At 58.4% G+C, this 16,267-nt stretch carries 16 protein-coding genes; 14 read left to right on the top strand and 2 right to left on the bottom strand.

The features are described 5' to 3' along the window. Window positions 1-8: 8 nt before the first annotated feature. From HMPREF0577_RS06110 to ispG, 6 genes are all read left to right on the top strand, one after another. The gene (locus tag HMPREF0577_RS06110) at window positions 9-950 is read left to right on the top strand and encodes a phosphatidate cytidylyltransferase (protein ID WP_004012889.1); all 942 of its coding nucleotides are present in this window, start codon (window positions 9-11) and stop codon (window positions 948-950) included. Window positions 951-1,047: 97 nt separating this feature from the next. Further along, window positions 1,048-2,253, top strand: a complete 1,206-nt coding sequence (gene rlmN, locus HMPREF0577_RS06105) for a dual-specificity RNA methyltransferase RlmN (RefSeq protein WP_004012888.1) — start codon at window positions 1,048-1,050, stop codon at window positions 2,251-2,253. A gap of 8 nt (window positions 2,254-2,261) precedes the next feature. Next, the gene (locus HMPREF0577_RS06100) at window positions 2,262-2,807 is read left to right on the top strand and encodes a DivIVA domain-containing protein (protein ID WP_004015520.1); all 546 of its coding nucleotides are present in this window, start codon (window positions 2,262-2,264) and stop codon (window positions 2,805-2,807) included. An 89-nt stretch (window positions 2,808-2,896) separates the two neighbouring features. Beyond that, window positions 2,897-4,114, top strand: a complete 1,218-nt coding sequence (gene dxr / locus HMPREF0577_RS06095; protein ID WP_004012886.1) for a 1-deoxy-D-xylulose-5-phosphate reductoisomerase — start codon at window positions 2,897-2,899, stop codon at window positions 4,112-4,114. Beyond that, entirely contained in the window at window positions 4,111-5,310 is a 1,200-nt protein-coding gene (locus HMPREF0577_RS06090; protein ID WP_004012885.1) for a M50 family metallopeptidase, read from the top strand. The genes dxr and HMPREF0577_RS06090 overlap by 4 nt, the downstream gene beginning before the upstream one ends. Before the next feature lie 74 nt (window positions 5,311-5,384). After that, on the top strand, window positions 5,385-6,557 hold the full coding sequence (gene ispG, locus HMPREF0577_RS06085) for a flavodoxin-dependent (E)-4-hydroxy-3-methylbut-2-enyl-diphosphate synthase (RefSeq protein ID WP_004012884.1): 1,173 nt from the start codon (window positions 5,385-5,387) through the stop codon (window positions 6,555-6,557). On the opposite strand, the gene HMPREF0577_RS06080 is transcribed toward ispG, so the two are convergent. Further along, window positions 6,554-7,099, bottom strand: a complete 546-nt coding sequence (locus HMPREF0577_RS06080) for a hypothetical protein (protein ID WP_004012883.1) — start codon at window positions 7,097-7,099, stop codon at window positions 6,554-6,556. The genes ispG and HMPREF0577_RS06080 overlap by 4 nt on opposite strands. A 327-nt stretch (window positions 7,100-7,426) precedes the next feature. Between HMPREF0577_RS06080 and glyA the strand changes: the two genes are divergently transcribed. From glyA to HMPREF0577_RS06060, 4 genes are all read left to right on the top strand, one after another. After that, entirely contained in the window at window positions 7,427-8,722 is a 1,296-nt protein-coding gene (gene glyA / locus HMPREF0577_RS06075; protein ID WP_004012882.1) for a serine hydroxymethyltransferase, read from the top strand. Further along, window positions 8,719-9,624: a bifunctional methylenetetrahydrofolate dehydrogenase/methenyltetrahydrofolate cyclohydrolase gene (locus tag HMPREF0577_RS06070; RefSeq protein ID WP_004012881.1), complete on the top strand. Its 906-nt coding sequence runs from the start codon at window positions 8,719-8,721 to the stop codon at window positions 9,622-9,624. The genes glyA and HMPREF0577_RS06070 overlap by 4 nt, the downstream gene beginning before the upstream one ends. 213 nt (window positions 9,625-9,837) lie before the next feature. After that, entirely contained in the window at window positions 9,838-10,062 is a 225-nt protein-coding gene (gene relB, locus HMPREF0577_RS06065; protein WP_004012879.1) for a type II toxin-antitoxin system RelB family antitoxin, read from the top strand. Beyond that, complete coding sequence (locus HMPREF0577_RS06060; protein WP_004012878.1) at window positions 10,059-10,322, top strand: type II toxin-antitoxin system RelE family toxin; 264 nt, start codon at window positions 10,059-10,061, stop codon at window positions 10,320-10,322. Before relB ends, HMPREF0577_RS06060 begins: the two co-directional genes overlap by 4 nt. Window positions 10,323-10,454: 132 nt before the next feature. On the opposite strand, the gene HMPREF0577_RS06055 is transcribed toward HMPREF0577_RS06060, so the two are convergent. Continuing rightward, the gene (locus HMPREF0577_RS06055) at window positions 10,455-10,967 is read right to left on the bottom strand and encodes a GNAT family N-acetyltransferase (RefSeq protein WP_004012877.1); all 513 of its coding nucleotides are present in this window, start codon (window positions 10,965-10,967) and stop codon (window positions 10,455-10,457) included. A 198-nt stretch (window positions 10,968-11,165) separates the two neighbouring features. On the opposite strand from HMPREF0577_RS06055, the gene HMPREF0577_RS06050 reads away from it, so the two are divergent. From HMPREF0577_RS06050 to HMPREF0577_RS06035, 4 genes are read left to right on the top strand one after another with little or no spacing between them, the layout of a single operon-like run. Next, the gene (locus tag HMPREF0577_RS06050) at window positions 11,166-13,322 is read left to right on the top strand and encodes a metal ABC transporter solute-binding protein, Zn/Mn family (RefSeq protein ID WP_248613719.1); all 2,157 of its coding nucleotides are present in this window, start codon (window positions 11,166-11,168) and stop codon (window positions 13,320-13,322) included. Next, window positions 13,323-14,486: a choice-of-anchor M domain-containing protein gene (locus tag HMPREF0577_RS06045; protein WP_004012874.1), complete on the top strand. Its 1,164-nt coding sequence runs from the start codon at window positions 13,323-13,325 to the stop codon at window positions 14,484-14,486. Further along, window positions 14,479-15,399 (top strand): anchored repeat-type ABC transporter ATP-binding subunit, encoded by a 921-nt coding sequence (locus HMPREF0577_RS06040; RefSeq protein ID WP_004012873.1) that lies wholly within the window; start codon window positions 14,479-14,481, stop codon window positions 15,397-15,399. Before HMPREF0577_RS06045 ends, HMPREF0577_RS06040 begins: the two co-directional genes overlap by 8 nt. Next, window positions 15,396-16,265 carry an anchored repeat-type ABC transporter permease subunit gene (locus HMPREF0577_RS06035; RefSeq protein ID WP_004012872.1) on the top strand — a complete coding sequence of 290 codons (870 nt, stop codon included), beginning with the start codon at window positions 15,396-15,398 and terminating at the stop codon, window positions 16,263-16,265. The genes HMPREF0577_RS06040 and HMPREF0577_RS06035 overlap by 4 nt, the downstream gene beginning before the upstream one ends. Window positions 16,266-16,267: the final 2 nt, after the last annotated feature.

Genomic DNA, 16,267 nt, shown 5'->3' with positions numbered 1-16,267 from the left:
TGGCAACTATGGGCGATAAACGTATGGCATCAGCGAGGAGACGAGCACGTCCCCGGCGCGACACGACACCGGGTGGGAGCGCCGCGCCGCCCGTAGTCACCGAAGAAAAAAAGTCGGGTTCACGAGCCGGCCGTGACTTGGGTGCGGCTTTCCTCGTGGGTGGAGGTCTGTTGGCATTCTTCGGGCTGACCCTGCTGTTCGTCCCAGTGTTGTTTCGGCTGGCCGTTATCATAGCCATGATGGCGGGGCTGCTGGAGTTTCGCCGTGTCTGGCAGAAGACTGACTTGCATCTAGCCACCCCAGTGACAATGGTGGGGGGAGCCGGGATTTTTATTTGTGCCTCTCAGATGGGGATGGAAGCCATGCTGACCGCCACCCTATTCACGGTAGGAGCTGGGATACTGTGGCACTTGACGGGGGAATCTCGCGGCGAGAAGCTGCTGCGAAATGTTAGCGCCACAGCCCTAACAGTGGCGTATATCCCCTTTCTGACATCATTCGTGGGACTATTGTCGGTGGAATGTGGGGGGCCGGCGACAGCAGTGTACGTCTTGGCTACCACCCTGGGCTCGGATACCGGCGGGTATGTTGTTGGGCGCTTCCTGGGACGTCACCACATGACCCCGGTGATATCCCCTAAGAAAACCTGGGAAGGATTTGCCGGGTCAGTGGTCTTCGCGGTTGCAATCAGCATAGCCGGGACGTTTTGGATTGGAATTCCATGGTTTTACGGGCCGATTCTGGGGGTGCTGATAGCAATTTTTGCCACCCTAGGGGACTTGAGCGAATCGCTGTTGAAACGGGAACTGGGGATTAAAGACATGGGGCATATACTGCCGGGACATGGTGGGCTGCTCGACCGGATGGATTCTTTGCTGATGGCCGCGCCTGTGGCATATATCATCTTGAAGTTCGCGATTCACTTCCACCAGGTTCTCCCCATGTCGTAGACCGGGTGGCTATTGGTAAGACCTCGGACAAGCCCGAGCCGGCCATCAAACCGAAAACCTGAACATCGGCTAAAATAGGCGCGTGTCCAAACAAGTTATGCCCGGCGACCAGCCCCCGGTGGGAGCCACTTCTCCCCAAGCGCGCCCGCGCGTCAGCTTTATCCCCATCGGCAAGGGCAAAGCCCCGATACATTTCGCGGATTTAGAACCGGCAGTTCGCCGTGAAACCGCTGCGGAACTGGGACTCAAGGCCTTTCGAGCTGACCAGATAGCCCGGCATTACTTCGGACGTTTCGAAGCTGACCCGCAGCTGATGACTGACTTGAACGCGCGCGACCGGGAACTAGCCGCGCAACTTTTGCCGCAACTCATTACCCCGGTGGTGACCAAAACCGCCGACCAGGATTGGACCCAGAAAACCCTGTGGCGACTCTTTGACGGCGCGGAAGTCGAATCCGTGTTGATGCGATATCCCAAACGGGTCACCCTGTGTGTATCCTCGCAGGTAGGATGCGGGATGGGTTGTCCGTTTTGCGCCACAGGACAGTTGGGGCTGGCTCGCAATCTTTCGGCCGGAGAAATCCTGGAGCAAGTCCGGTTTTCCGCCCGAGCCGCCGCCACCGGAGCCCTGGGAGGGCAAGAAACCCGCCTTTCCAATATTGTGTTCATGGGAATGGGTGAGCCCCTGTCCAACTATCGGGCGCTGCTGACTTCGCTGCGCACCATCACCGCCCCGGTTCCCCAAGGTTTCGGGATTTCCGCGCGCAACCTGGTGGTTTCCACGGTTGGGATGGTGCCGGGGATACGCCGTCTAGCCTCGGAAGGAATCCCGGTCACCCTGGCAGTGTCGCTGCACGCTCCTGACGATGAACTGCGTGATGCCCTTATTCCGATGAATCGCCACTATAAAGTCGGCCAACTGCTCGATGCCGCTCATGAATACTTCGAAACCACCGGACGACGCGTCTCTATCGAATACGCTCTTATCCGCGACATGAACGACCACCCGTGGCGCGCGCAACTACTAGCCGATGAACTGAATAAACGGGGTAAAACCTGGGCACATGTTAACCCCATACCTCTAAATCCCACCCCCGGAAGTATCTGGACTGCAAGCTTGCCGCGTGTCATGGAGGAATTCACCTCGATTTTACGGCAAAGTGGGATTAGCACTACTTTGCGAGATACCCGGGGTTCTGACATTGATGGAGCTTGCGGGCAACTCGCAACCGCCTCGAAGAACCACAAAAAGACCGGCGTGGCGCGAGTGCTAGGACAAGGAAGCGAGGAACCCCAACATTGAGTGACACGATGTTTCGCACCGCGAAGTTTTTTCAAAAAGGCTACCATCGCGACGAGGTAGAGGAATTCCTGAAAACCGCCCGCTCGGCCTATGAAGGCACCGGGGGGCCGGCCAACTTCGGTGCCGCCCAGGTTCGCGCCCAGGGCTTTCGTGTCGTGCGCGGTGGCTATAACTTTGCCCAAGTAGACGCGGCTATGGATCGTCTCGAATCCGCCTTTGTGGCACGTGCCCGCGCTGACCATGTGGCGGTAAACGGCCAGAAGGCTTGGATGAACCTGGTGTCGGAACAGGCTACCACGCTCTATCCGCGATTGTTACGTCCCGCCGGGAAGCGATTTTCGCACCCGAAAGGCCGGGAACGTGGTTATCGTTCGGCTGACGTGGATGCTCTGCTGGAACGCCTGGTGGCGTATTTCGACGAAAACAAGCCCCTGACCAGCCGCGAAATTCGTGACGCGGTATTCGCTGAATCCAAAGGAACCCGTGCCTACGCAGAGGGACCCGTGGATGCCTATCTAGCGCGCGCCGTGGAAGTCTTGCTGGCTGTGGAGTAAGCCCTGGAATAAGCGGCAGAGCCGCCCGTAGCGTCGGCCGTGGAGTAACTCAACCACCCATTGCGTCGCTAAACCGCTAGAATAAATCCGTGCAAGATATTGTAATCCTGGGGTCAACCGGTTCTATCGGCACCCAAGCTCTCGAAATCGTCGCGGCACATCCCGGACACTTCCGCATCCAGGCCTTGGCAGCCTCGGGCACCCACCTAGATTTACTGGCGCGCCAAGCAGTGGAGTATGAAGTCCCCTTGGTGGCGGTCGCCAACAGCTCGGTGGGGGAACTTGATCAGGCTCTGAAAGCCGCCCAAGCCCAATCCGATAAACCCCCGGTGCGACATCACCTGTTGACCGGACGTGCCGGCGTGGAAGCCGCCGCCGGGTGCGTCCCCGGGGGGATTGTTTTGAACGGTATCGCGGGAATCTCTGGTTTGCACGCCACCCTGCGTGCCCTGGATTCCGGATCGCAACTGGCCTTGGCCAATAAGGAATCCCTGGTGATTGGCGGTTCCCTGGTGCGAGAAGCGGTAGTGCGTCCCGGGCAAATCACACCGGTAGACTCCGAGCATTCCGCCATTTGGCAAGCCCTGCGTTCCGGGAAACACGAACGGGGGTTATGTGCCTCGCAAGTCACGGGATATACCGAGGTTTCCCGCCTGATTTTGACTGCGAGTGGCGGGCCGTTCCGGGGTAAAACCCGGACGGAGCTGGAACACGTCACGGTTGCGGAGGCCTTGCGTCATCCGACTTGGGATATGGGGCCGCTGGTGACCATCAACTCTGCCACCATGTTCAATAAGGGCTTGGAAGTTATCGAAGCTTCGCTGTTGTTCGACATTGACCCCAAATTTATAGACGTGGTGGTGCACCCGGCTTCGGTGGTGCATTCCATGGTGGAATTCCGCGACGGAGCCACCTTGCTCCAGGCTTCTCCACCCGACATGCGTATTCCCATTGCTTTGGGGCTGTCTGCCCCGAGCCGGCTGCGGGATGTGGCGCCGAGCTGTGACTGGACGCGCCCGGTGAACTGGCATTTCGAACCGGTGGATAACCAAGCTTTCCCGGCGGTCAACTTGGCGCGCCAGGCGTTGCAAACCTCGGCCACGCATCCGGCGGTGCTGGCCAGTGCCGACGAAGTCGCCGTTGCGGCTTTCCTCGATGGTCAGCTGCCCTTCCTGGGGATTTACGATGTGGTTTCGCGGGTTGTCGCGGAACACCACGGCAAGAATGCCCCGGAACTGGCTGAACTCGAAGCCACCTTGCAATGGGCCAAACGTCGCGCCACTGAACTGATAGCGGAGCAACATTGAGTTATATTCTGGGCGTAATTATTTTGGTATTCGGGCTGGTGGCCTCTATTGCTCTGCACGAGCTGGGGCACTTTATCCCCGCGAAACGCTTCGGTATCCTCACCCCGCAGTACATGATTGGTTTCGGGCCGACTATCTGGTCTAAAAAAATTGGGGAGACCGAATACGGCGTGAAGTGGATTCTGCTTGGTGGCTATGTCCACATGGTGGGAATGTATGCTCCCGGACGGGTGGGACGCAAGACCACGAACCGTAAAGGCGAGCTGACGTGGGCGGAACAGGCTCGGCAAGAAGCCGTGGCCGAGATTCCCTCCGGCCAGGAATCCCGGGCTTTCTATGCTCGACCGGTGTGGCAAAGACTGGTGGTTATGCTCAGCGGTATCTTGATGAATCTGGCTCTTTCCTTGCTGTGCGTGGGTATCGCCCTAGGGGCAATCGGGTATGCGGCACCGAGTCTGCGCCTGGCCGAGGTTTCGGCGGGTTCCCCCGCTGCTCAGGCTGGAATGCAGGTGGGGGACAAGATCGTGGGGATTGACGGAAGTGAGGTGTCCGACTGGGCGGCAGTGCAACAAGGTATTGGCCGGACTTTGCCCGGTAAACCTGCTCGGATTGCGGTGCAACGCGGATCTGAACGTCTGGAGTTATCTGTTACCCCGCGTGAGTCGGGAGGGCGCAGCGTGATTGGGGTGTTACCCGCTTCGCAACGTTATCGGGCAACACCCGGCGACATTTTGAAATACGAATGGGCGGTGATGGTGGCGACTTCCAAAATTCTGGTGGCTCTACCCGTGAAACTGTGGGAAACAACTTTGAGCCTATTTGAAACCGAAAAACCGCGCGATCCGAACTCCGTGATGGGAATCGTGGGAATGGGACAGATTGCTGGCCAGATAGCTTCAACCAAAGCTCCGGGATTCACCCTGGCCGATCGGGTGGCCTCTTTCCTGTTGATGATGGGGTCGTTGAACCTGACCTTGTTTTTGTTCAACCTGATTCCGTTGATGCCCCTTGACGGGGGACAAGCCGCTGGGGCAGTTTTTGAACAGCTAAGACGCTGGTGGTGCCGTTTGCGGGGTCACCCCGACCCCGGGCCGGTGGACTTGGCACGAGTCTTGCCGCTGACGGCCGCAGTGGTAGTGGCTTTTATCGGCATGACCGTGTTACTGATAGTGGCTGATATAGTGAAACCAGTCTAAACCAGTTAGACCGGCACCCGGGGTATAAAAGCCCTGGAAGTGCCCTTAATCTAGACCTAGGATAAAATCGCAGCGTGAGTGAAATTAATCTTGGAATCCCCCCGGTAAAGCGGATTCTTGCTCCTCGCAGTAAAACCCGCAAAATCATGGTGGGTAGCGTACCGGTGGGTGGGGATGCCCCAGTGTCGGTGCAATCCATGACCACGACATTGACTTCTGACGTGGGGGCGACCTTGCAACAAATAGCGGAACTAACCGCTGCCGGCTGCGATATTATCCGCGTGGCCTGTCCCTCTGAAGATGACGCCGAAGCTTTGCCGGAAATCTGTAAGCACTCCAGCATCCCGGTGGTGGCCGACATTCACTTCCAATCTCGTTACGTGTTTCAAGCCATCGAAGCTGGCTGTGGGGCGGTGCGCGTAAACCCGGGTAATATCCGGGCTTTCGACGACCAGGTCAAGGAAATCGCCAAAGCTGCTAGTGACCACGGCACGGCTTTGCGCATTGGGGTGAATGCCGGATCTTTGGACAAGCGCCTGTACGAAAAATATGGCGGTGCCACCCCGGAAGCACTGGTGGAATCAGCTGTGTGGGAGGCATCCCTGTTCGAAGACGTAGGCTTCCACGACTTCGCGATTTCCGTGAAACATCACGATCCCTTGACTATGATTCAGGCCTATCGTCTGCTGTCTCAAGCTGGGGAATGGCCGTTGCATCTAGGAGTTACCGAAGCCGGCCCCCAGTTCCAAGGCACGATTAAATCCGCTACGGCTTTCGGAATCTTACTCTCCGAGGGAATCGGCGACACGATTAGGGTTTCGCTCAGCGCCCCGCCGGTGGAAGAAGTCAAGGTGGGCTTGGAGATTCTGCGTTGCCTGGGTTTGCGTAAACGTAACTTCGAGATTGTCTCTTGCCCCTCTTGCGGGCGCTCGCAGGTGGACGTGTGTGCCCTGGCTAACGAGGTTAACGAGGGCTTGAAAGATATTACTTACCCGTTGCGGGTCGCGGTTATGGGGTGTATTGTCAACGGTCCGGGCGAGGCGCGCGAAGCCGATTTGGGCGTGGCTTCGGGTAATGGCAAGGGCAAAATTTTCATTAAAGGTAAGGTCATTAAGACCGTGCCGGAAAGCGAGATTGTGACCACCTTGATAGCCGAGGCAAATCGCCTGGGTCAAGAGCTAGGCTTAGACTCCGGGTCGCCCACGGTCGAGACTTTTGAGAGCGTCGGGGCGGGAAACTGTCCCTAGGTATCGGAAGCAGTACCCAGGGGCGGATTTTCGCTGCCCGTAGCCACGGCCTGGCGAATCGCGCGCAACATAGCGCGCTGGGCGGCCTCTAACTCGAAAGCCAGCGTGTGCACATAACGCAGATTATCCGCCACTGCCGGGTCAGTCAGCATCTTGGACGGATTCGAAGTAAGTGCCTCTAAAAAGGTCAGTTGGGCAGCCCATTCGCGGCGTTTTTCGCGCCACTGTTCGAGGGGCTGCGCCAAGGAGGGGTCTTTGAGCATATAGCGGGTGGCCTCGCGAACCTGCTGGTCACGGACAATCGCCCGGTCGGCTGCGGACAGGGTTTCCTCGTAAACCAGGTGGATTTCTTGCAAATGCGTCGAGGGAACCTCAACTTTGCGACGACGTGGCATAAGCCGGGAAGCCAGCCAGATAACGCCCACAGTTAGGGCGATAGTTGCCAAGATTACCAGGGCATACAGCAGGTTTTGAGTCACAGACCACTTGTTTGGTGGTGTCACCGGAATCGCGGTAGCGGCAAGGAAAAGAAAGGTCTGCACGGTGAAAGACTACCAAAACCTACTCTGATTTTGGGGCTACTGGCACGGCGGGGGCGGATTAAACGACGGCGATAGTGTTTGTTGGTTACCGTCGGGTTACTGGCATGGCAGGGACAGTTTAAACACCTTGGCGGGGGTTTGGTAACCTAGAAGCGTCGCGACTGGCGAGGCTTCTAGGGCAGGCGTTTCGGCACCGCCCCGAGAAAGCGGGAGGAAACACCCTCCGGGGAGCGCATTTACACAATCGGACGCCTGGGTTGTGCCAAGACAAGAATCGAGAAATATCCAGAATAAACGGGTGATGAACCCTTACCGATAGGAGGAACCATGACCGATGTTTTGAACCAGCCTTTATCTGAGGTAGATCCCGAAATCCAGGCCGTGCTGGATGGGGAACTGACTCGACAACGTAATACCCTGGAGATGATTGCTTCCGAGAACTTCGTGCCTCGCGCGGTCTTGCAGTGTCAAGGCAGTGTGCTGACCAATAAATACGCCGAAGGCTACCCGGGTAATCGCTATTACGGTGGTTGCGAAAACGTGGATGTGGCCGAAAACCTGGCAATTGAGCGCGCGAAGTCACTGTTTGGAGCCGAATACGCCAATGTGCAGCCACATTCCGGGGCGCAGGCGAACGCGGCTGTGCTGACGGCGCTAGCGAAGCCGGGTGAAAAAATCATGGGCTTGAAACTGGCTCATGGCGGGCATTTGACCCACGGGATGAAGATTAACTTTTCCGGGCGGCTCTATCAGGTGGCCGCCTACGGGGTGCGTGAAGACACCAAACTGATTGATATGGATCAGGTGCGCGAATTGGCTTTGAACGAGCGCCCTCAGGTGATTATCGCCGGCTGGTCGGCCTATCCGCGCCACGTTGATTTCGCGGCTTTCCGCTCGATTGCTGACGAGGTCGGGGCGTATCTGTGGACCGATATGGCGCACTTTGCGGGGCTGGTGGCGGCTGGTTTGCACCCCTCCCCGGTGCCGTATTCCGATGTGGTGTCCACTACGATTCACAAGACTTTGGGCGGTCCGCGTTCCGGGATGATTTTGTCGCGTGACGCCGAGGCCTTCGGCAAGAAGATTAACTCGGCGGTGTTCCCCGGCCAGCAGGGCGGCCCTTTGATGCACGTGGTAGCAGCGAAGGCGGTAGCGCTGAAACTGGCAGCGGGCGAAGAATTCCGCGAAAGAATGTCGCGCGTCTTGGCCGGGGCGCGGATTTTGGCCGAGCGCCTCATGGAAGACGATTGCAAGGCGGCGGGCATTGATTTGTTGACTGGAGGTACGGATGTGCACTTGGTGCTGGTTGACCTGGTGAAATCCGCACTGGACGGACAGCAAGCCGAGGATCTGTTGCATGCGGCGGGTATTACCGTCAACCGCAACGCGGTGCCTTTCGACCCGCGTCCCCCGAAAGTCACTTCCGGGCTGCGCATCGGTACCCCGGCACTGGCGACTCGTGGTTTCGGGGATGTCGAATTCCGCGAGGTGGCCGACATTATCGCGGGTGTCTTGGTGGACGCTGCCACTGGTGGGGCGCACTCGGTTGACGTGGCCAAGTACCAGGCGCGCGTCCGGGCTTTGACCGAGGCTTTCCCGCTCTACGCAGGCTTGCAGCAATGAGAGCCCCCTGGGAAGGCGCCGCGCAGGTCTTGGATGGCAAAGCCACGGCGGCCACTATCAAGGCCGAACTGCGCGAGCGGGTAGCGACTTTACGTGCCCACGGGATAGTGCCCGGGTTGGGAACTATCCTAGTGGGCGACGATCCGGGGTCTCAAACCTATGTGGCCGGTAAACACCGGGATTGCGCCGAGATTGGCATCGAGTCGATACGCGTGGATTTACCGGGAGATGTGTCGGAGGCCGAGGTTCTGGCTGCCGTGGAGCGTTTGAACCAAGACCCGGCTTGTACCGGGTATATTGTGCAGTTGCCGCTGCCTGCCGACATGGATACAAATCGGGTGCTGGAAGCCATTGATCCCGAAAAGGACGCGGACGGTTTGCATCCCACGAACCTGGGGCGGCTGGTCTTGCGGGTAAGCGAGCCGATTACTTCGCCCCTGCCGTGCACTCCCCGGGCGGTGATAGAACTCGGGCGGCGTTTCGGGGTGGATTTTGCCGGTAAGGACGTGTGCGTGGTGGGGCGCGGTACCACCGTGGGACGTTCGATAGGCCTGTTGCTGGGGCGAAAAGACGTTAATGCGACTGTCACCTCATGCCATACGGGGACGCGCAACCTGGCCGAAAAGTGCCGCACGGCGGATGTTATCGTCGCGGCTAGCGGCGTGGCGGGACTGATTACCCCCGACATGGTGCGCCCGGGTGCGGTGGTGTTCGACGTGGGGGTTTCACGAGTTGTTTGCCCGGATACGGGCAAGTCGCGTTTGGCGGGCGACGTGGCCGCTGGGGTAGACCAGGTGGCCGGGTGGCTCTCGCCTAATCCCGGCGGGGTGGGACCCATGACCCGAGCCTTGCTGTTGGTGAACGTGGTAGAGGCCGCCGAGCGGCAACTTCTTGATTCGTGAACAATTTCAGGTATACCCGAAATATTCCCTAAAACCCGAGATTTTTCGGGTATACCTGGATTATTCCCGGGGAGACATGTGCCACCGGTCGGAAGTCGGGAAGCGCCTCATGAACCCGAAAAATCGCGGCGAGGTGGGGAACGCGGCAAGACCCCGGGTTGACGAACGTCGAATAGGGTAATACGATTGTATTACTTAAGAGTGGAGGTGGGGATGCCTACGATTAGTCTGAGGGTTCCGGAAAAAGAACTAGATATCTTTAAGTCCTATGCCGAGCATAATAATGCTACCTTGTCTGAAATTATCAGGACTACTATGCTGGAGCGCATTGAGGATGAATATGACCTTAAGGTATTTGCAGAATACGAAGCGGAAAAACAAGCGGGAACATTAAAAACCCGCCCTGTCAATGAGCTGTTCGAAGAGCTAGGGCTATGACCTATCAGCTTATCGCTACCGACAAATTCGATAAGTCCTTCAAGAAACTGGACAGGCAAACGCAAAGGATAATTAAATCCTGGATTGAAAAAAATCTTATGAATTGTGAAAATCCGCGTTTATTCGGTAAAGCGCTAAGAGCCAATAGAAGCGGGCAATGGAGATACCGGGTTGGCGACTATCGAATTCTAGCTGAAATATGCGACCAAGAGATTGTGTTGATTCTTGTTGATGTGGGACACCGGAGCCGAATTTACTAACTTTGGATTAAGCTTCCCTTTTTCTGTCAAGTTGGTTCTGTGAGATGTTTCTGGGTAGTTACCGTTTTCATGAGGCGCCACTCACAGAAGCGCCTCATGAACGCAGGGTGAGCTGGTCTGACCAAGGAACGGCTAGGCAACGATGCGGCGATAGATAAATTCGCGGTCGCGACTTTCGCCCACCTGGAACTGGTATTCATCGGCGTAGTCGAAACCGTAGCGTTGATAGAGCTTTTGAGCATCGAAGTTTTCAGACCACACGCCCAACCACAACACCGGATGATTGGTGTCAATCAGCCAGTTCAAAGCGGTTTCAAACAGCTTTGTGCCCCAGCCGCGGCGTTGATATTTTTGCAACAAATAGAGTCTTTTGATTTCGCCGTCCTCTGGCTGAACCAACTTGCTAGGCAGTTTGCATCGCCCGGCAGTTACGTATCCACACAGGTCGTCGCCATCTGCCAACACCCACACGCCGGATGACGGGTCATTGATTTGCTGGGAATAATCCGCCACGGTGTAAGCCGTCTCGAGGAAGGCTGCCAAATCTTGTGGCGGGTAGCCAGCCCCGAAAGTTTCCGTAAATGTTTCGCGACTCAAGACCACTAGTGCGGGGGCGTCTGTGAGTTGTGCCGGTCGGATTTCCATTGGTGATTCTCCTTGCTGTGTCATGAGGCGCCTTGCTGTGTCATGAGATGCCTGGTGGTGCATAGTTACGCCGGAAATGCTGAAAACACCCTAGCCAATCCTAGACCTGCGTGGCAAAATTTGACTGGTATCCCCGATTCCACACGTGCCCAGCGTCGCCGTTTTGCACGCGATAATGAGAACGGCTATCGTTAGAGGGTGAGTCGGTTCAAGAATGCAGGCCTGGCGATGCTGGCGCTAGCCGCCAGTTGCGCCCTGGCGGTGCCTGGATTAATGAATTTCGCTGCGCCAGATTCCAAGGCTGTACCCAATGCTGCGATGGCACCTCATGCAACCGGAACCACAACCGCCAACGACCCCCCAAGGGGAGACAGGCGAAAACTGCATCTAGTAACCACCACCGCCTTGCTGGCCGATTTGGTGAAACAAATCGCGGGGGAGCGCGGCGAAGTGACCTCGCTGGTGCCCAAAGATGCCGACCCGCATTCCTATGAACCCACCCTGCGTGACGTGCGCAATATTGTCTATGCCGATGCGGCCTTTGCGAACTATTTGATGTTAGAGGAACACTCCCTGATTCGCGCGATAGACGCGAACCTCTCGCCCCGTGCTGTCAACGTCAACCTGGCCGAAGAATCCGCCGCCAACGGGGTGAAACTGATTCCCCTGGTCGAAGACGTAACGCTGAACACCGTGTGGCTGGGGTTGCGGGTACGCAGCGGCGAGATTGACGATGCCCGGCAAGGTGAATTGCTGGACGGGGCGCGCGAACGCAAGGAAACCGTCGCCGTCAAGGCCACCTGCGTGGAATACCAGACTCTAGAGGCGGCCACGGGCGGGGCAGCAGGCAAGGTGCCCCCGGAAGTCTCGGTACACGCGTATCTGACCGGGACTTTCGGTAACCCCACCCGGTATTGGGACTTGACCGTCAAGCCGGGTGCGACGCGGGTTCATGAGGCGCCAGAGCAATCCCGGCGAGATGCAAAAAATAGTTCTGGCGCGAAAACTGGGTCTGCCGTGACAACCCGGCGAGACGCGAAAACCGAGCCTAGTGCGAAAGCCGGGCAAACGGATACGGCAGTCCCCTCATGTCACGCTGGGGCGCCATCCAAGGCTGTGGCCTTGCCGGTTGGGGCGCCATCCAAGGCTGTGGCCTTGCCGGTTGGGGCGCATACCCACCTGTCATGGGCGTTTTCACACCCGGGGGTTTACCGGCTGCATCTGCAAGCCACCAGCAAAAACGTGGCAAAAAGCCCCGAGTCGGTGCTGACTTTCCTAGTGGGATCCTCGCCGGAACAAATTCCGCAGTTCGCGGGGAAAACCGCCGTGAATCGCGGACACGTGGACTTGAGCGCACGCCGGGAACAAAACCGGCTGACCCTTGAGCTTTACGGGGATGAACAAGAATCCACTCCGGAATCCCCCGAATCCTTGACAAACGGAAGCCACGACGCAGACTCCGGGGCAGCGGGAGGCGCGCGAAACCACGGAGGAACAAACTCGAAGATTGATGCTGCCACCACCGTTAGCCCTGCTATCACTGGGCTGGCACCTCGTGAAACCGAAACGAAGCACGAACCCGAACCGGATTGCGACCATGGACACGGTAACGAAGGCAGCCAAGGCTACAAAGCACAACGGGCATACGGCCTGGCGGATTCCGTGGTGGTGGTGCCGAACCAGGCGCTGACCCAGATACCCGCCAGCCCCGAATTTCGCTTCCTGGGACGCCCCGGCACCGAGGTCTACCAACTGGCGCAAGCCGTGCTGGGTAAACACATTCACGGCACGCTCGACCCCCACACCTGGCATGACGTGAAAAACGCTATCGCCTACCTGCGAACCATCACTGACACCCTCACCCAGCTTGACCCTGCGAATGCGCGATATTATCAAGAAAATCGCGACCGAGCGGTGGAGCGTCTGGAACGCCTGGACGCCTGGATGCGCGAGGTTATCGGCTCGATTCCCGCCTCTAAACGGTACTTGGTGACCACGCATGACGCTTACGGGTATTTGGGGGCGGCTTACGGGGTGAATATCGCGGGTTTTGTTTCGCCCAACCCCGGCGTGCAGCCCAGCACAAAAGACCTGGTGGCGCTGAACCGCACCCTGGATGCGTTGCAGGTCAAAGCCGTGTTCCTGGAACCAAATCTGGCCGCCTATGCGGCGACCCTCCGAGAGCTGGCGGGACAGCGCGGGATCGCGGTGTGCCGGATTTACGGCGACGCCTTCGACTCCACAGTACAGAGCTATATCGACATGATGCAGGCCAATGCCCTGGCTCTAAAAGAATGTTTGGATCGCGGTGCGCCGCTTCCGGCGGTACCGTTTCCCCCGCAGAAAGGAAAGTGAATGCGCAGGTTGTTTTTGTTGATGCCGGTGTTAGCGGCGGTTTCGCTGGTGGTGGCGAGTTCATTAGGTGTCATTCCGGGTATGGCCGCCCCATTGGGTTCAAACCGAATTTATTCTGGGGTGGTGTCCCAGCGGGTTTCGGGCGCACATCGCGATCATGGTCATGATTATGATCATGACCATGATCATGACCATGACCATGACCATGACCATCACGACCATCATGACCATCAGGTCAGCGCCACCGAGGAAACCCGGCTGGGCGAGGATGCTCCGCAAGTCACCATTACCGAAGGGCATATTGACCTCGGTCCGCGCTTGGTCGATGGCCAGTGGGTGTTGGCCGCGCGCGACGACACCGCGAAAACCCCGGTGTGGCGCCGCCCCACAGACATGGCTTTCGTGCTGGGGGAAAACGCGGTCTTGCGGGTGCCAGACAACACGGACTATAAATTCCTGGGGGTTGCACCGGGCACACCGGTGTATGTGATTGGCCAAAACCAAGTCTCTGGGGTGCCGTGGCTGGGGTGGAACACCCAGGCCCCCGAACTGGCGCAGACTGGGGTGACCGGGGTCAAGTTACAACTGGTGGGCCATGAGGGGCCAGGCGAGGTTCAGGTTTTCCTGCAATCCGGGAATTTCGGAACCCCGCAAGTGGTTTGGTCCACTGCCCAACACCAGGTCAGTGAAATCTATATTGACGCGAATACTCATACCCACGCCAACTGGGTATTTACCCAGCCTGGAGTACACCTGCTGCAATTCAAGGTCTTGGGCGCGGACGGTTCCGGGAACCAGATTTCCGCGACGGCGCTGTTGCGCTTCGCCGTGGGCAAGGACACAACCCCGGCTCAGGCACTGGCCGCGACCTGGAAAGAAAGCGGCAGTTTCGAGATGGCACCTCGTGCAGACGCGAAATCCGACAGTGACGCGGCGGCCAAAGCGGGGGACAAAGCAGCGAGCGCGGCCACGAGCGGCGCGGCGGGAAATCCTGCGGAAGAAACGAAGCCCCAAGGCGGCCTGACGACACCGGGATGGTGGCTGCCGCTGGTGGGTGGCATGTTGGTGGTGCTGCTGCCGGCTGGGGTGATTATTCTGGTGCGGCGGCGAATCCAGGAGCGGGAGGCCGTGGCTAAACGCTACGCGGAAGGAAAGCATGACTGAAGTACTAACCACCTCTAATTCCTTGGAAACAGGAGAGAAAACCGGCAAACGCCAAGGATTCATGCGGGCGCCTCGTGAAACCACGGGGCAACCGGCCACGGCATTGCGCGAGAACGACTTGGCCACCCCCGCCCCCCAGCCTTTGTTGCGAGTGCAGGACTTAGAGGTCGCTTACGGGAGTAACACGGTGTTGCACGATGTGAATCTGGAGATTCAACCGGGGCAGTTCGTGGGTTTGCTGGGCGGTAACGGCGCGGGGAAAACCACGCTGATTCGTACCATTCTGGGGCTGATTCGTCCGCGAACAGGTGTTATCGAAGTCGACGGGGCTCGGAGTGCGGCCGCCCGGCAGGCCAAAATCGGCTATGTGCCCCAACGCCATGCCTATGCCTGGGATTACCCGATTGACGTGGCTGGAACGGTTTTGACCGGCAAGGTGCGGCAACTGGGTTGGGGCAGACGCGCGAAAACCGCCGACTGGGAGGATGTGTACGCCGCCTTGGATTTGGTGGGGATGACCGCGCTGGCTCGGCGGCCTTTGGAGCAGCTTTCCGGAGGGCAACGTCAGCGGGTGCTGGTGGCGCGCGCCTTGGTGAACCACCCGCAACTGTTGATTTTGGACGAGCCTTTCACCGGTTTGGACCAGCCGGCCGTAGAGAGCCTAAACGTGCTGTTTAGCGAACTGACGGGCGGGGGACAGACTTTGCTGATGTCCACACATGACCTTATGGGTGCCCTGGAAGTCTGTGGGCGGCTGGTGCTGTTGCGTGGCACCGTGCAGGCCGCGGGCGCGCCGGGGGAGCTTTTGACCCCGGAGCCTTGGCAGCGCACTTTCGGGGTAGGGTCGGGTTCGCCGCTGGTGCGGTTGATTGCGGCTCTTGCAACCACGACCCACTCGGGGGGCGCGCGATGATATCTTTCCTGGATTTCCTGGGCGACTTGGCGAACCCCGCCCTGGCGTTTTTACCGAAAGCCCTGTTCGTGGGCGTGTTCTCGGCTGTGATTTGTGCCCTGGTCGGCACCCACGTGGTGCTGCGCGGCATGGCCTTTATTGGGGATGCGGTATCCCACGCGGTATTCCCCGGCATCGCCGTGGCCTTTGTGCTGCAAGGGTCACTGTTGGCGGGCGGAGCCGTGGCAGGCCTGGTGATAGCAGTAGCTATCGCGCTGTTTTCGCAAAACCGCCACGTAAAAGAAGACAGCATTATCGGGATTCTGTTCGCGGGGTCTTTCGCGCTGGGGCTGATTATTGTGTCGCGGGTGGCGGGCTATTCCGGGTCGCTGCAAAGTTTCCTGTTTGGTTCGATTACGGGGATTCCCAACCGCGACATTGTCTGGGTGGCGATTGTCGGGGTGGCGATTATGGGTGTGCTGTGGTTTTTTCACAAGGAACTGGTGGCGGTCAGTCTTGACCGGGAGAGCGCGGCGGCCGTGGGCTTACCTCTGGTGGCGCTCGACGTGGTGTTGTACCTGACCGTGGCCGGTGCGGTGGTGGTTTCCGTCCAGATTATTGGCAATGTTTTGGTTTTAGCGCTGTTGGTAGGGCCGGCAGCCACGGCCAGGCTGTTGACCAACAAACTGCCGGTGATGATGTTCTTGGCGACGTTGATTGGAGCGAATGCGGCGTTTTGGGGGCTGTATCTGGCCTGGGCGTTGGACTTGCCGGTCGGCGCGACAATCGTGCTGGTCTGTACGGTTTTGTTTGTGGGAGCATGGTTATTTTCCTGGCGCGGGCGCCTGCCCTCCCGGCGGGTCTCGAGAAGCCAGTTGCAAGACTGAAA

The sequence above is a fragment of the Mobiluncus mulieris ATCC 35243 genome (genome assembly GCF_000160615.1).
Taxonomy (GTDB): Bacteria; Actinomycetota; Actinomycetes; order Actinomycetales; family Actinomycetaceae; genus Mobiluncus; species Mobiluncus mulieris.
This window is presented reverse-complemented; position numbering and strand designations above follow the sequence as displayed.

Coding starts and splice junctions, on each gene's coding strand:
- HMPREF0577_RS06110 (WP_004012889.1), top strand. CDS start 9: ATGGGCGATAAACGTATGGCATCAGCGAGGAGACGAGCACGTCCCCGG.
- rlmN (WP_004012888.1), top strand. CDS start 1,048: ATGCCCGGCGACCAGCCCCCGGTGGGAGCCACTTCTCCCCAAGCGCGC.
- HMPREF0577_RS06100 (WP_004015520.1), top strand. CDS start 2,262: ATGTTTCGCACCGCGAAGTTTTTTCAAAAAGGCTACCATCGCGACGAG.
- glyA (WP_004012882.1), top strand. CDS start 7,427: ATGACCGATGTTTTGAACCAGCCTTTATCTGAGGTAGATCCCGAAATC.
- HMPREF0577_RS06070 (WP_004012881.1), top strand. CDS start 8,719: ATGAGAGCCCCCTGGGAAGGCGCCGCGCAGGTCTTGGATGGCAAAGCC.
- relB (WP_004012879.1), top strand. CDS start 9,838: ATGCCTACGATTAGTCTGAGGGTTCCGGAAAAAGAACTAGATATCTTT.
- HMPREF0577_RS06060 (WP_004012878.1), top strand. CDS start 10,059: ATGACCTATCAGCTTATCGCTACCGACAAATTCGATAAGTCCTTCAAG.
- HMPREF0577_RS06055 (WP_004012877.1), bottom strand. CDS start 10,967: ATGGAAATCCGACCGGCACAACTCACAGACGCCCCCGCACTAGTGGTC.
- HMPREF0577_RS06045 (WP_004012874.1), top strand. CDS start 13,323: ATGCGCAGGTTGTTTTTGTTGATGCCGGTGTTAGCGGCGGTTTCGCTG.
- HMPREF0577_RS06040 (WP_004012873.1), top strand. CDS start 14,479: ATGACTGAAGTACTAACCACCTCTAATTCCTTGGAAACAGGAGAGAAA.
- HMPREF0577_RS06035 (WP_004012872.1), top strand. CDS start 15,396: ATGATATCTTTCCTGGATTTCCTGGGCGACTTGGCGAACCCCGCCCTG.